Origin of the sequence: Devosia sp. 1635 (assembly GCF_013185955.1) — a bacterium.
Classification (GTDB): domain Bacteria; phylum Pseudomonadota; class Alphaproteobacteria; order Rhizobiales; family Devosiaceae; genus Devosia.
In genome coordinates this window covers 1,227,258-1,241,320 of the sequence record NZ_JABAOM010000001.1, presented here as the reverse complement: position 1 = coordinate 1,241,320, position 14,063 = coordinate 1,227,258, and the positions used below count along the sequence as shown (strand labels likewise).

Here is a 14,063-nt window from a genome sequence, read left to right as displayed (position 1 = left end):
CCATGCGCTTTTCCCCCCCAATTTCCGGCCAGTTTTTCAGAGTTTGCTATGACCACACATCGCTATCGTTCGCACAATTGCGGTGCCCTGACTGCGCAACAGGCCGGCGACACGGTGCGCCTGAGCGGGTGGGTGCATCGGGTGCGTGATCACGGCGGCTTGCTGTTTATCGATCTGCGCGACCATTACGGGCTCACCCAATGTGTCATCGATCCTGATTCTCCGGCCTTTGCCGACGCGGAGAAGGTCCGCGCAGAGTGGGTGATCCGCATTGACGGGGAAGTTAAGTTGCGCGACGGCGCAGCCGTGAACCCGAATCTGCCCACGGGCGATATCGAGGTGTTCATTCGCGAGATTGAAGTGCTTTCCGCCGCGCGCGAACTGCCGCTGCCGGTCTTTGGCGAACCCGACTATCCAGAAGATGTTCGGCTGCGCTATCGCTTCATCGATCTGCGCCGCGAAACCTTGCACGCCAATATCGTCAAGCGCACCAAGGTGATCTCCTATATGCGCCGCACCATGGAGGGGATCGGCTTCACCGAGTTCTCGACCCCCATCCTGACAGCCTCCTCGCCCGAGGGCGCGCGCGATTTCCTGGTGCCGAGCCGCATTCACCCCGGCAAGTTCTTCGCCTTGCCCCAGGCGCCCCAGCAGTACAAGCAGCTGCTGATGGTGGCCGGCTTTGATCGCTACTTCCAGATCGCGCCTTGCTTCCGCGACGAGGATCCGCGCGCGGATCGCTTGCCTGGCGAGTTTTATCAGCTCGACCTCGAGATGAGCTTTGTGACCCAGGAAGATGTCTGGGACACGATGGAGCCCGTGCTGCGCGGCATCTTCACCGAGTTTGCTGACGGCAAGCGCGTGACCGAGAAATTCCCCCGCATTCCCTATGACGTAGCGCTCCGGAAATACGGCTCGGACAAGCCCGATCTGCGCAACCCCATCGAGATGCAGTCCGTCACCGAGCACTTCGCCGGATCGGGCTTCAAGGTCTTTGCCGGCCAGATCGAAGCCGATCCCCAGGTTGAGGTCTGGGCAATCCCGGCGCCGACCGGCGGCTCGCGCGCGTTTTGCGATCGCATGAACGCCTGGGCACAGAGCCAGGGTCAGCCCGGTCTAGGCTACATCTTCTTCAAGGACGGTCAGGGCTCGGGCCCGGTCGCCAAGAATATCGGCGAGGAACGCACAGCGGCTCTCCGGACCCAGCTTGGCCTTGCGGATGGCGACGCCGTGTTCTTTGTGCTGGGTCGCCCCGAGAAGATGTATCGCTTTGCTGGCGAAGCGCGCACGCGGGTCGGCACCGAGCTCAACCTCGTTGACACTGAGCAGTTTGCCCTGTGCTGGATTGTGGACTTTCCGTTCTATGAATGGAGCGAGGAAGAAAAGAAGCTCGACTTCGCCCACAACCCCTTCTCCATGCCGCAGGGGGGACTTGAAGGGCTTAACGGGCCCGATCCGCTGTCGCTCAAGGCCTACCAGTATGATGCGGTCTGCAACGGCTACGAAATCGCGTCCGGCTCCATCCGGAACCAGGAACCGGAGACTATGGTCAAGGCCTTCGAGCTGGTGGGACTTTCGCGCCAGGACGTTGAAGATCGCTTTGGCGGGCTGTATCGCGCCTTCCAGTATGGTGCGCCGCCCCACGGTGGCATGGCCGCCGGCGTAGACCGGATCGTGATGCTGATCTGCGGCGCGCAGAACCTGCGCGAGATCACCGCGTTCCCGATGAACCAGCAGGCTGAAGATCTGCTGATGAGCGCGCCAAGCCCCGCTTCGGCCAAGCAGCTGCGCGAGCTCGGCATCCGTCTCAACGTGCAGGAAAAATAAAGACATTCCCCCGGGCAGTCGCAAGACTGCCCGGCTATCGGCGCTGGACTTAAGTAGCCATTAAGCGCGGCTTGATATTCAAGGCTCTCCAGTTTGGGCCGGGCGCGCCTTGAGAACGAAATACCCCCATATACTCATGTTGCTTGGTGCGATGCTGGCCTTTGTGCCCATCGCAGCGGTGGACCATCTGCTGGATGCCTATGTCCGGGTGAAAGAGACCGACATAGCGGGCCGTTCCGTTGCGGCGGTGACCCGCTCCATCGAGACCGGGGTAGCCGACGCACTCGCTAGTCTCGATCGCATTTCTGCGGAAAACCGCTCGACCTGCACCCCGACTTTCCTGGCCAGCATCGAGCGCGCCATTGAAGCAAGCTTCAGCCTTAAGCAGGTGCTGGTCGAGAACAGCGACGCGGTTCAGTACTGCGCGGCCTTCGGTCGAACCGTCCGCTATTCGCCCTTGTCCGCAGCGCTACCGACAGGCGAGGAGGGCGAAGCCATACGCGTGGTGAGCATGGGCGATATTGCCCTGCCAGCCCTCCAGATCAGCCGTTCTTCCGGGCCCGAGCGCATCGTCTCGGTCTTTGTGCCGTTGATCGGAGCCACGACTGAAGGGCTCGAACGGGCCATTCCTGCCGGCGGCATGATCCGGGTCCTGCTGGCTGATGGTAACCCCGTTGCGACCATCGGTGATCCCAAGCCGTTCGAGGGGCGCGCATCCGCTGACCAGTTCATCTTCAGCCAGGGGTTTGCCGGCCAATTGCCGATCAAGGTTGAGTCGGCGGTGCCGTTCGCGACGGTGCGGGCGGGTTATGCCGATCTGGATGTCAGCTTCACCGTCATTGCCTGCCTGATGAGCGCGGCCTTCTTGATCCTCGCCATCCACTCGGTGCGGCATTCGCGCGTATCGGGCTTCGAGCTTGAGCGGGCAATCGCGCGAGGCGAAATGCGGCCATGTTACCAGCCGGTGATCAATTTGCGGACCGGCGAGCTGGTCGGCTGCGAGGTGCTGTGCCGCTGGCAAAAGCGCAGCGGAGAGATCGTTTCCCCTGGCGCCTTCATCGATTATGCCGAATCATCGGGCTTGGCCATTCCCATGACCTTGTCGCTGATGCAGCAGGTCAAATACGACCTCGGGGAGCTTTGCACCCTCATGCCCGAGCTCAAGATCTCCATCAATCTGTTTGAAGGACATTTCCGCGACGGCTCCATCGTTGAAGATGTCCAAGCGATTTTTGGGGGATCAGCCGTCGATTTCCGGCAATTGGTGTTCGAAATCACTGAGCGCAAACCACTGGGCAATTCCCAGCAGGCCCATAGCGTTATTGCCGGGCTGCATGCCCTTGGCGCTCGCCTGGCCATGGACGACGCCGGCACCGGACACTCCAATCTGGCTTATCTGCAGACGCTGGGTGTCGACGTCATCAAGATCGACCGCGTCTTCATCGACATGATCAAACCCGGAACCACCAATGTGCCCGTGCTGGACGGCTTGATCGCCATGGCTCGCGACCTTGAGTGCGAGATTGTGGCCGAGGGCGTCGAGACGGAGGCCCAGGCACTCTACCTTCGTGCCCACGGCGTGCTGCAGGCGCAGGGTTTCATCTTTTCGCCAGCCCTGCGCGCCGAAGCATTCAAGGAACTCGCCCTTGCCCTGCACCAGGCGACCATCTCGCGAAGCCGGACTCCCGGCCTCGTTGCCGACGCCGCATAGGGGGCTTAAGCGCAATCGGGGTCATTCGCCCTTTTCAACTGCGCTGAATGGTGGCACGAACGCGCCAGCCGGCCCCGATGGCCGGGAATCCACCTCGGAGGAGACGGGATTGTCGACGGACATCAACGAGCAGCGTCGCGCTTTGCGCGAAGCGGCACTTCACTTCCACGAATATCCCAAGCCGGGCAAGCTTGAGATTCAGCCCACCAAGCCCCTGGGCAACCAACGCGATCTGGCACTCGCTTATTCTCCTGGCGTTGCGGCGCCTTGCGAGGAAATCGCGCAGAACCCCGACGCGGTCTCGCGCTATACCTCCCGGCAGAACCTCGTGGCGGTGATTTCCAACGGCACAGCAGTGCTGGGCCTGGGCAATATCGGCGCACTCGCTTCCAAGCCGGTGATGGAAGGCAAGGCGGTCCTGTTCAAAAAGTTCGCCGGCATCGACGTCTTCGACCTCGAGATCGACGAGATCAATCCGGGCAAGTTCATCGAGGCCGTGGCGCCGCTGTGGCCGACCTTTGGCGGCATCAACCTCGAAGATATCCGCGCACCCGATTGCTTTGAGATCGAGGAGGCGCTCCGCGAGCGCATGCCGATACCGGTGTTCCACGACGACCAGCACGGCACTGCCATCATTGTGGGTGCTGCGGTGCTCAACGGCCTTGAACTGGCTGGCAAGCGCATCGAGGACGTCAAGATTTGCACGTCGGGGGCAGGGGCCGCGGCCATTGCCTGCCTCAATGTGCTGGTGGCGCTCGGCGCCAAGCACGAGAACATCTGGGTTGCGGACAAGGACGGCCTCGTCACCCACAAGCGCAACGACGTTAACGACAAGTGGCGCGGTCAATTCCGGCGCGTCAGCGACGCCACAAGCCTGGCTGAAGTCATCGACGGCGCCGACGTGTTCCTGGGGCTCTCCGCCGCTGGGGCGCTTCGGCCAGAGATGCTCGAGAAGATGGCGCCCAAGCCCTTGATTCTGGCGCTGGCGAATCCCAATCCCGAGATCATGCCCGAGGTGGCAAAAGCTACGCGTCCCGATGCCATGGTCTGCACCGGCCGGTCGGACTACCCCAACCAAGTCAACAACGTGCTGTGCTTCCCGTTCATCTTCCGCGGCGCGCTGGACGTGGGCGCAACAACCATCAACGAGGAAATGAAGCTTGCGGCGGTGCGTGCCATTGCCAAGCTCGCCCATGAGCCGGGGCTCGAAGTATCGCCTTCGGGTGCGCCGGCCGTGTATGGTCCCGAGCACATCATCCCCAACCCATTCGATCAGCGCCTGATCCTGCGCATTGCCCCGGCTGTCGCGCGCGCCGCAATGGATTCGGGCGTGGCCAAGCGGCCTATCGAAGACTTTGGAGCCTATCGCGACAGCCTAAATCGCTTTGTGTTCCGCTCCGGCCTCGTAATGAAGCCGATCATTGATCGGGCGCAGGGCCAGAACAAACGCATTGCTTTTGCCGACGGCGAGGACGAACGCGTTTTGCGGGCTACCCAGGTGCTGCTGGAAGACCGGATCGCGCGCCCCATCCTGATCGGGCGCCCGGCCGTCATCGAAGCACGCATCGAGCGCTTCGGCCTCAATCTTCGTCCCGGCGACGACTTCGAGGTGATCAACCCCGAAGACGATCCGCGCTATCGCGACTATGTCTCACTCTTCCATTCGCTGGTGGGCCGCGATGGCGTGACGCCGGACACCGCCCGTCAGGTGGTGCGCACCAACACCACGGTGATCGGGGCACTGGCAGTCCAGCGGGGCGAGGCGGACGCACTGATCTGCGGTTTGCAGGGTCGGTTCATCAAGCATGTCCGCGATATCCGTTCGGTAATTGGCCTGCAGGACGGGGTGAGCGATGTTTCGGCTCTCTCCATGCTGATCATGCCACGCGGCGCATTCTTCCTGGCTGACACCTATGTCAACATGGATCCGACACCTGACGAGATCGTGGGGATTGCTCTCCAGGCCCGCAATCACCTCAAGCGCTTCAATATCGAAGCGCGTGTCGCCCTGCTCAGCTATTCCAATTTCGGCTCACGGGACGGCGACAGCGCCTTCAAAATGCGGGCGGCTTACCAGAAGCTCAAGGCGGTCGCGCCTGAGATGATCGTTGAAGGCGAAATGCAGGGCGATCTGGCGCTCAATGAGGAGCTGCGCGAGCGCTATATCCCCGACACGATCCTGCATGGGGAAGCCAACCTCTTGATCTTCCCCAATCTCGACGCCGCCAATCTGTCGATGACGCTGCTCAAGGAAATGAACAACGCGCTTTCCGTTGGACCCATCCTGATGGGGCCCAAGGCACCGGCCCATATTCTGGCGCCTTCGACCACCAGCCGCGGTATCGTGAACATGGCCGCGATCGCGGCCACCGAGGCGATTGGGATGACGGAAACGGATCAGTAGTCCGCCATGAAACAAGTCAGCGGCCGAGATTGTTGGCTGACGCTTAGCGAGGGGGCGAGTGCTCCCTCGCTAACCAATCGCACCTTGGAATTGCACCGGCATCGCAACCTGTCATTAAGCCCTGCTGGCGCATGATCGCGCCGTTCAACAGCAGCTGGCCCTCATGCCGACTCGTCTCAAGCGACCCCCATTCTGGCGCCCACTTGGCCTGACCGCAGCTTTGCTCGCGTTCCAGGGCTATCTGGGCTTTTCTGCCATTGGCGGGCAGTTCGGCATCGAAAGCCGCGCGCAGATCTTGGCCGACATCGACGTCCTGAAGAACACATCCTCCGCTTTGCAGGCTGAAATCGACGCCTATAAGCACCGCGCGACCCTCATGGACACGCGCCGCCTCGACCCAGACCTGGTGACCGAGCGCGCTCGTGCAATGCTGAACATGGCGAACGAAGCGGATATCATCGTGATGGTCGATCCGCGCACAGGTAAACCACTATCTGGTTCATTTGACGAAATAACCGCGGATAGGTTAAACGGAATTTTAAACGCAGAAACAACCCTGTAGTCTGTGCTGAGGGCGACCCGGCGGGCTTGCCGTAGCGTGGCGGCTTGCGTTAACTTGCGGTTCTGTGGCCAACTTGGCCAAGCGTGTTTTTCCCCTCATAGCGGAGCGCTTGATATGGCGCGTAAGGGTGTAGCCGGCATGGCAACGACGCAATCCAATGTTCCCCAGTTCAGCGCAGAACAGGAGCTCGAGGCCTTCCGCGAGATGCTGTTGATCCGGCGTTTCGAGGAAAAGGCCGGCCAGATGTATGGCATGGGCCTGATCGGCGGCTTCTGCCACCTTTATATCGGCCAGGAGGCGGTCGTCACTGGCGTAACCATGGCCAGCGAAAAGGGCAAGGACGCGCAGATCACCGGCTATCGTGATCACGGCCACATGCTGGTCATGGGGCTGGACCCCAAGGGTGTCATGGCCGAGCTCACCGGGCGCCGCGGCGGCTTGTCAAAGGGCAAGGGCGGCTCGATGCACATGTTCTCCAACGAGCACCGCTTTTACGGTGGCAACGGGATCGTGGGCGCCCAGGTGTCGCTGGGGGCTGGCCTGGCATTTGCTGCCAAGTACCGGGGCGATAATTCGGTGAGCCTTGCCTATTTCGGCGACGGCGCCGCCAATCAGGGTCAGGTTTATGAGAGCTTCAATATGGCCAAGCTCTGGAACCTGCCGGTGGTGTTCATCATCGAGAACAACAAATACGCAATGGGCACCTCACTCGAACGGGCTGCCGCCACCACGAACCTTTCCAAGCGCGGCCTGAGCTTCGACATCCCCGGCGAGCAGGTGGATGGCATGGATGTGCGGCTGGTTTACGATGCAGCCAAGCGCGCCATCGAGCATGCCCGCTCGGGGAAGGGGCCCTACATCCTCGAAATGCTGACCTACCGCTATCGCGGCCACTCGATGTCGGATCCCGCGAAGTACCGCAGCAAGGACGAGGTCACCAAGTATCGCCAGGAGCGTGATCCCATCGAGCAGGTCCGTGCTCGCCTGCTGGAAGGCGGCTTGGCAACGGAAGAAACGCTCAAGACACTGGAAAGCGAAATTCGCGCCATCGTCAGCGAGGCCGCCGATTTTGCGACCAATGATCCCGAGCCGGATGCCGCCGAGCTCTGGACCGACGTCACCGTTTCGGCCTGAGGCTCGAATGAGCATCCTTCTGGGCGTTGTTGCCTTGTTTGCGCTGCTGACACTGATCGTTGCAGTGGTGCAGGCAATGGCAATGGTGCGGCTCGCCGCCCAGCCCGGGCTGGCGTCACTGTTCCCCTTCGGATGGTGGAAGTTCAGTGCGCTGGAAGTGCGTGGCGGGGCCCGAGCCCTGCCGCATCTGCGGGTGTATAAGCGTGCCGTGATTGCCTTTTTGGTCTTTGTTGTTCTGGGCTTGATGCTGAGTAGTTGGGCGGCGAACACACGCGCTGTCCCCACCGGAATAGCTGCCCTGTCTTTTTCCCTTGCCAGCCTGCCGGCCATTGGGCCCGCTGCGCTTTCGCTGGAGAGCTAAATGCCTCAAATTCTCATGCCTGCACTTTCTCCGACCATGGAAGAAGGCAAGCTTTCCAAGTGGCTCGTCAAGGTCGGCGACAAAGTCTCGCCCGGCGACGTTCTGGCCGAAATCGAGACCGACAAGGCGACCATGGAAGTGGAAGCTGTTGATAGCGGCACCGTTCAGTCGCTGATGATCGAGGAAGGCACTGAAGGCGTTAAGGTCAACACGCCCATTGCCCTGGTGCTGGGCGAAGACGAAGAACTTGGCGAAGCCAAGGAAAACGCTGCCCAGGCTTCATCGTCCGATCCTCAGGGCCAGTCACCCGTTGCCGAGACCACCTCGGTTCCGGCTGAAGCCAAAGCACCAGGCGCTGCCGAAGCACCCAAGTTTGCCGCTCAGAGCGATCCCGACCTGCCTGAAGGCGTTGAGATGGTTGAGATGACGGTCCGCCAGGCACTCAACGAGGCCATGGCCGAGGAGCTGCGCCGCGACAAGGACGTCTTCATCATTGGCGAGGAAGTCGCCCAGTACCAGGGTGCCTACAAAATCACCCAGAACCTGCTCGAAGAGTTCGGTCCCGAGCGCGTCGTTGACACGCCGATCACCGAGCACGGGTTTGCTGGGCTGGCAGTCGGCGCCGCTTTCGCCGGCCTCAAGCCGATTGTCGAGTTCATGACCTTCAACTTCGCCATGCAGGCGATTGACCAGATCATCAACTCCGCCGCCAAGCAGCTTTATATGTCGGGCGGCCAGGTTAATGCGCCCATGGTGTTCCGCGGCCCCAATGGTCCGGCAGCGCGCGTGGGCGCCCAGCACAGCCAGGACTTTTCGGCATGGTACAGCCATGTTCCGGGCCTGACCGTCGTGGCGCCCTATAGTGCCGCCGATGCCAAAGGTCTGCTCAAGTCCGCGATCCGCTCGCCCAATCCCGTGATCTTCCTCGAGAACGAGATTCTCTACGGCTCGAGCGGCCTTGTGCCTAAGATGGACGATTTCCTGCTGCCCATCGGCAAGGCCCGCATCGCCCGCAAGGGTGCTGATGTGACCATCGTGTCCTTCTCCATGGGCATGCGCTACGCCACGCAGGCAACTGAGAAGCTGGTCGCCGCTGGCGTTGATGTGGAACTGATCGACCTGCGTACGCTGCGCCCGATGGATAGCGATACAGTTATTGAATCGGTCAAGAAGACCGGTCGCCTCGTGACTGTGGAAGAAGGCTGGCCGCAGGGCGGCATTGGTGCCGAGTTGTCGGCGCGGGTGATGGAACAGGCATTCGACTACCTTGATGCGCCGGTGGTGCGCGTGACGGGCAAGGACGTGCCGATGCCTTATGCCGCCAACCTTGAGAAGCTGGCGCTGCCCAATGTCGATGAAGTGATCGCGGCTGTTAATGCCGTGACCTACCGCTCCTAAGGAGAGTTCCGATGCCGATCGATATCACCATGCCGGCGCTCTCTCCCACGATGGAAGAGGGCAAGCTTGCCAAATGGCACGTCAAGGAAGGCGACACCGTTTCCTCCGGTGACGTGATCGCCGAAATCGAGACCGACAAGGCCACCATGGAAGTGGAGGCCGTGGACGAGGGCAAGATCGGCAAGATCCTTGTGGCCGAAGGCACCGACGGCGTGAAGGTCAATGCCGTTATCGCCGTGCTGCTGCAGGAAGGCGAAAGCGCCGATGCTACATCCGCTCCCGCTCCTGCTGCACCGCCGAAAGCGGAAGCACCACCTGCCGCCGAGGGGCCGGCCAAGGGCGATGCCGGCACGCTGATGTATGACAAGGGCACCTCGACGACTTCGACGGCACCGGTGGACGCTCAGCCGCAGGCGCCGGCGCCAGCAACAGCGGCACCCTCGGCCAACAACGGCAATGGTAAGGTGTTCGCGTCGCCGCTTGCCCGGCGCCTGGCGCGTGAAAGCGGCATTGATCTGGCGACCGTTGCGGGCTCCGGCCCCAAGGGCCGCGTGATCAAGGCCGATATCGAAGCGCTTCGCTCCGGCAAAACTCAGCCCAAGACGGCTCCGGCCGCCGCTGCAGCACCGGCATCGACCGCTGGCGCCGCCGCTCCCGCGGGCCTCAGCAAGAGCCAGGTCATGGCCATGTACGAGGAAGGCAGCTACGAGATCGTGCCGAACGACGGCATGCGCAAGGTGGTGGCCCAGCGCCTCACCGAGTCCAAGCAGACCATTCCGCACTTCTACCTGACGCTTGATTGCCGGATCGACGCGCTGATGGAAGCGCGCGAGCAGATCAATGCCGGTGCGCCAAAATCAAAGGACGGCAAGCCCGAGTTCAAGCTTTCTGTCAATGACTTCGTGATGAAGGCTTGGGCCTTGGCCCTGCAGCGCGTGCCAGCGGCAAACGCCACCTGGGCGGGCGACTCCATTCTCTATCACAAGCGCTCCGACGTTGCGGTCGCCGTGGCGGTGCCCGGCGGGCTGTTCACGCCAGTCGTTAAGTCAGCCGACACCAAGTCGCTCCGTCAGATCTCCGAGGAGGTCAAGGATCTCGCGACGCGAGCCCGCAACAAGAAGCTGGCCCCGCATGAGTATCAGGGCGGCGCCACTTCGGTGTCCAATATGGGCATGTACGGCATCAAGCACTTCGCGGCGGTGATCAACCCGCCCCATGGCACGATCCTGGCGGTTGGTGCCGGCGAAGAGCGCGTTTATGCCGAAAAGGGTCAGGTCAAGACCGGCCAGTTCATGACGGTAACGCTCTCCTGCGATCACCGGGCCGTCGACGGTGCCTTGGGCGCAGAACTCCTGGGCGTGTTCAAGGGCCTGATCGAAACTCCCGTGATGATGTTGGCGTGAGCGCGATGAAAACCATCCTGGCTTATGGCGATAGCCTGACCTATGGCGCCAACCCGCTCACGGGCGGCCCGCGCCATGCCTTTGAGCACCGCTGGCCCAGCGTCCTTGAGGCTGGCCTAGGCGGTCAAGTGCGGGTGATCGCCGAAGGCCTCGGTGGTCGCACCACGGCCTTTGACGACTGGACCGCTGACTCCGATCGCAATGGCGCCCGCATCCTGCCGACGCTGCTCGCGAGCCATGCTCCGCTTGATCTCGTGATCATCATGCTTGGCACCAATGATCTGAAGCCGGCAGTGTGCGGCAGCGCGCTGACCGCATCCTTTGGCATGCGTCGCCTGGTGCAGCTCACGCGTGGTCACTTCGCCATGCTCAATGAGCCGGTGCCTCAAATCCTTCTGGTGGCGCCCCCGCTCGCCTGCGCTACCGACAATGCCGACATGATCCGCAGCTTTGGCGGCATCGAGCATGCGGTGCGGGAATCCGGCGAGTTCGCGGCCGATTACCAGCGCCGCGCGCAGGAATTGAGCACTGGCTTTTTCGACGCCAGCACCGTCGCCACGCCTGATCCGCTGGACGGAATTCATTTGGACGCGGCCAATACCCGCGCAATCGGCGAGGGCCTTGTGCCTGTCGTCGCATCCATGCTGGCTCTTTGAGCCGCTTCTATCGACCATTCGGAGGCCAAAATGGCTGACCAATACGACTTACTCGTGATCGGCGCCGGCCCTGGTGGCTATGTGGCCGCCATTCGCGGGGCACAGCTGGGCATGAAAGTTGCCGTTGTAGAGCGCGAGCACATGGCCGGCATCTGTTCCAACTGGGGCTGCATCCCCACCAAGGCTCTGCTGCGTACGGCCGAGGTATACGGCCATATGGAGCATGCCAGCAATTACGGGCTCAAGGCCAATGACTACGGCTTTGACATGGATGCCATCGTCAAGCGTTCGCGCGCCATTGCCGCGCAGATGAACAATGGCGTGCAGTTTCTGATGAAGAAGAACAAGGTCGACATCATCTGGGGCGAAGCCGTCCTCACCAAACCGGGTGAAATCCGGGTTGCGCCGACCAAGAAGGCGATCGTGCAGCCGCAGGGCCCGGTGCCCAAGAATGCGCTGGGCGAGGGGACCTACAAGGCCAAGAACATCATCATCGCTACCGGTGCCCGTCCTCGCGTGCTGCCCGGCATCGAGCCAGATGGGGAACGCATCTGGACCTATTTTGAAGCCATGAAACCGGCGAGCATGCCCAAGTCGCTGGTGGTGATGGGCTCGGGCGCGATTGGCGTCGAGTTCGCATCCTTCTACCGCTCCATGGGGGCGGAAGTGACGATTATCGAGCTGCTGCCGCAGATCTTGCCGGTGGAGGATGCCGAGATATCGGGCCTTGCGCGCAAGCGTCTGGAAAAACGCGGCATCAAGATCCTGACCGAAGCCAAGGTGGCCAAGGTTGACAAGACAGCGGACGGCATTGTTGCTCATGTTGAGCTCAAGGGCGGCGAAAAGCAGGAGATCCGTGGCGAAAAGCTGATCTCGGCCATCGGTGTGCAGTGTAATATCGAGAATATCGGGCTTGAGACCGTTGGTGTGAAAACCGAGCGCGGCGCCATCGTGATCGATGGCTTCGGCAAGACCAATGTGGACGGTATCTGGGCCATTGGCGACGTCGCGGGTCCCCCGATGCTGGCGCACAAGGCCGAGCATGAAGCGGTGATCACGGTCGAAAAAATCGCGGGCATGCACGCCCATCCGCTCGAAAAGCTCAAGGTCCCCGGTTGCACCTATTGCGAGCCGCAGGTGGCAAGTGTCGGGCTCACCGAAGCGAAGGCCAAGGAAAGCGGGCGCGAGATCAAGGTCGGGCGGTTCCCGTTCGTGGGTAATGGCAAGGCCATTGCACTGGGTGAACCGGATGGCCTGGTCAAAACCATCTTCGACGCCAAGACCGGCGAGTTGCTCGGTGCCCACATGATCGGGGCTGAGGTGACCGAATTGATCCAGGGCTTTGTGATCGCCATGAACCTCGAAACTACCGAGGAAGAGCTGATCCACACCATCTTCCCACACCCTACGCTGAGCGAGACGATGAAGGAAAGCGTTCTGGATGCCTATGGGCGGGCGTTGAACGTCTAGGCGCGCCGGCAATGAGCGCACTGCGGACAAACACAGGGAACAAGCCAGATGGTCAAAGCCATTCAGGTCGGCCTCGGGTTCTGGGGCTTCGACTGGACCAAGGAAGTTATTCCCCAGGTCCGCACGGTCGAGATGGTGGCCTATGTAGATGCCAATCCTGAGGCGATTGCGCGCGTCCAGGCTGAACTGGGTGTCCCCCAGAACAAGTGCTTTCTCAGCCTCGAAGAGGCGGCGCGAAGCGTAGAGGCCGATCTGGTGATCGCCACCTTGCGCACCGAAGCGCATTATCCCGTCGTCAAGCAGGCTCTTGAGCTCGATTTCAACGTCATCGTCGAAAAGCCCTTTGCCTCAACTATCGCGCAGGCCAAGGAGTTGGTGGCGCTCGCCAAAGCGCGCAACCGTATCTTGATGGTCAGCCAGAACTACCGCTTCCAGCCAGCTCCGATCGCCGCCGCGGAAATGATCGGCGCGCAAAAGTTCGGGCCGATCAATCTGGTTTCCATTGATTTCCGCCGCCACGCGCCGTCCCAGGGCTACCGCTATTGGGACATGCCCGATCCGCTGCTCGCTGATATGTCGATCCACCATTTTGACCTGATGCGCATGGTGCTCAACGACAATCCCAAGCGCGTGTCCTGCCGCACCTGGAACCCGGCGGGCAGCCCCTTTGGGCATCACCCGACAGGCGTTGCGACAATAGAGTTCGAGAAGGGCGTGATTGTCTCTTATCGGGGCTCCTGGATGAGCAATGGTCCGGCCACGCCCTGGGCCGGGGAATGGACCATCGACTGCTCGGAAGGCGAAATCTGGTGGACCTCGCGGGATCACTTCATGGGCAAGGCGGGTCCGGATCGGCTGCAAACCCGCGAGCGTGATGCTCAGCCCAAGCAGGTTGAACTGGCGCCGGTGGAATACCCCGACCGCAGGGGAACCCTAGCTGCGGTCGCCAAGGTGATCGAGACCGGGTCGGTCCCGGCTCGCTTCAGTTCGGGCGAGGACAACCTTTATTCCCTCGCCCTGGTACAGGCGACGATCCTTTCGGCATTTCGCGATGGCGAGTGGGTCGAGATCGCCGAGGTGATGGATCGGGTTTGAACTTCTCGGTCATGCAACGAGAGGCTGGGTTGAACCGGCCCC

General features: G+C 61.6%; 11 protein-coding genes. All 11 read left to right on the top strand.

What is annotated here, in order from left to right; genetic code table 11:
* Positions 1-48 precede the first annotated feature (48 nt).
* The 11 genes from aspS (at position 49) to HRU92_RS06250 (ending at position 14,021) form a co-directional block, all read left to right on the top strand.
* Positions 49-1,827: an aspartate--tRNA ligase gene (gene aspS, locus HRU92_RS06300; protein WP_173087804.1), complete on the top strand. Its 1,779-nt coding sequence runs from the start codon at positions 49-51 to the stop codon at positions 1,825-1,827.
* Positions 1,828-1,963: 136 nt separating this feature from the next.
* A complete protein-coding gene (locus HRU92_RS06295; RefSeq protein WP_172123382.1) occupies positions 1,964-3,538 on the top strand; it encodes an EAL domain-containing protein in 1,575 nt (524 codons plus the stop codon).
* 109 nt (positions 3,539-3,647) lie between these two features.
* Positions 3,648-5,942 carry an NADP-dependent malic enzyme gene (locus HRU92_RS06290; RefSeq protein ID WP_210258543.1) on the top strand — a complete coding sequence of 765 codons (2,295 nt, stop codon included), beginning with the start codon at positions 3,648-3,650 and terminating at the stop codon, positions 5,940-5,942.
* Between the two features lie 163 nt (positions 5,943-6,105).
* On the top strand, positions 6,106-6,504 hold the full coding sequence (locus HRU92_RS06285; RefSeq protein WP_172123381.1) for a septum formation initiator family protein: 399 nt from the start codon (positions 6,106-6,108) through the stop codon (positions 6,502-6,504).
* A gap of 138 nt (positions 6,505-6,642) precedes the next feature.
* A complete protein-coding gene (gene pdhA / locus HRU92_RS06280) occupies positions 6,643-7,638 on the top strand; it encodes a pyruvate dehydrogenase (acetyl-transferring) E1 component subunit alpha (protein WP_248305332.1) in 996 nt (331 codons plus the stop codon).
* A 7-nt stretch (positions 7,639-7,645) separates the two neighbouring features.
* Positions 7,646-7,999 (top strand): hypothetical protein, encoded by a 354-nt coding sequence (locus HRU92_RS06275; protein ID WP_172123380.1) that lies wholly within the window; start codon positions 7,646-7,648, stop codon positions 7,997-7,999.
* Positions 8,000-9,397 carry a pyruvate dehydrogenase complex E1 component subunit beta gene (locus HRU92_RS06270; RefSeq protein ID WP_127753149.1) on the top strand — a complete coding sequence of 466 codons (1,398 nt, stop codon included), beginning with the start codon at positions 8,000-8,002 and terminating at the stop codon, positions 9,395-9,397.
* An 11-nt stretch (positions 9,398-9,408) separates the two neighbouring features.
* Complete coding sequence (locus HRU92_RS06265; RefSeq protein WP_172123379.1) at positions 9,409-10,800, top strand: pyruvate dehydrogenase complex dihydrolipoamide acetyltransferase; 1,392 nt, start codon at positions 9,409-9,411, stop codon at positions 10,798-10,800.
* Between the two features lie 5 nt (positions 10,801-10,805).
* Positions 10,806-11,456, top strand: a complete 651-nt coding sequence (locus tag HRU92_RS06260) for an SGNH/GDSL hydrolase family protein (protein WP_172124990.1) — start codon at positions 10,806-10,808, stop codon at positions 11,454-11,456.
* 30 nt (positions 11,457-11,486) lie between these two features.
* Positions 11,487-12,926: a dihydrolipoyl dehydrogenase gene (lpdA, locus tag HRU92_RS06255; protein WP_172123378.1), complete on the top strand. Its 1,440-nt coding sequence runs from the start codon at positions 11,487-11,489 to the stop codon at positions 12,924-12,926.
* Positions 12,927-12,974: 48 nt separating this feature from the next.
* Positions 12,975-14,021: a Gfo/Idh/MocA family oxidoreductase gene (locus tag HRU92_RS06250; RefSeq protein WP_172123377.1), complete on the top strand. Its 1,047-nt coding sequence runs from the start codon at positions 12,975-12,977 to the stop codon at positions 14,019-14,021.
* The last annotated feature ends 42 nt before the right edge of the window (positions 14,022-14,063 follow it).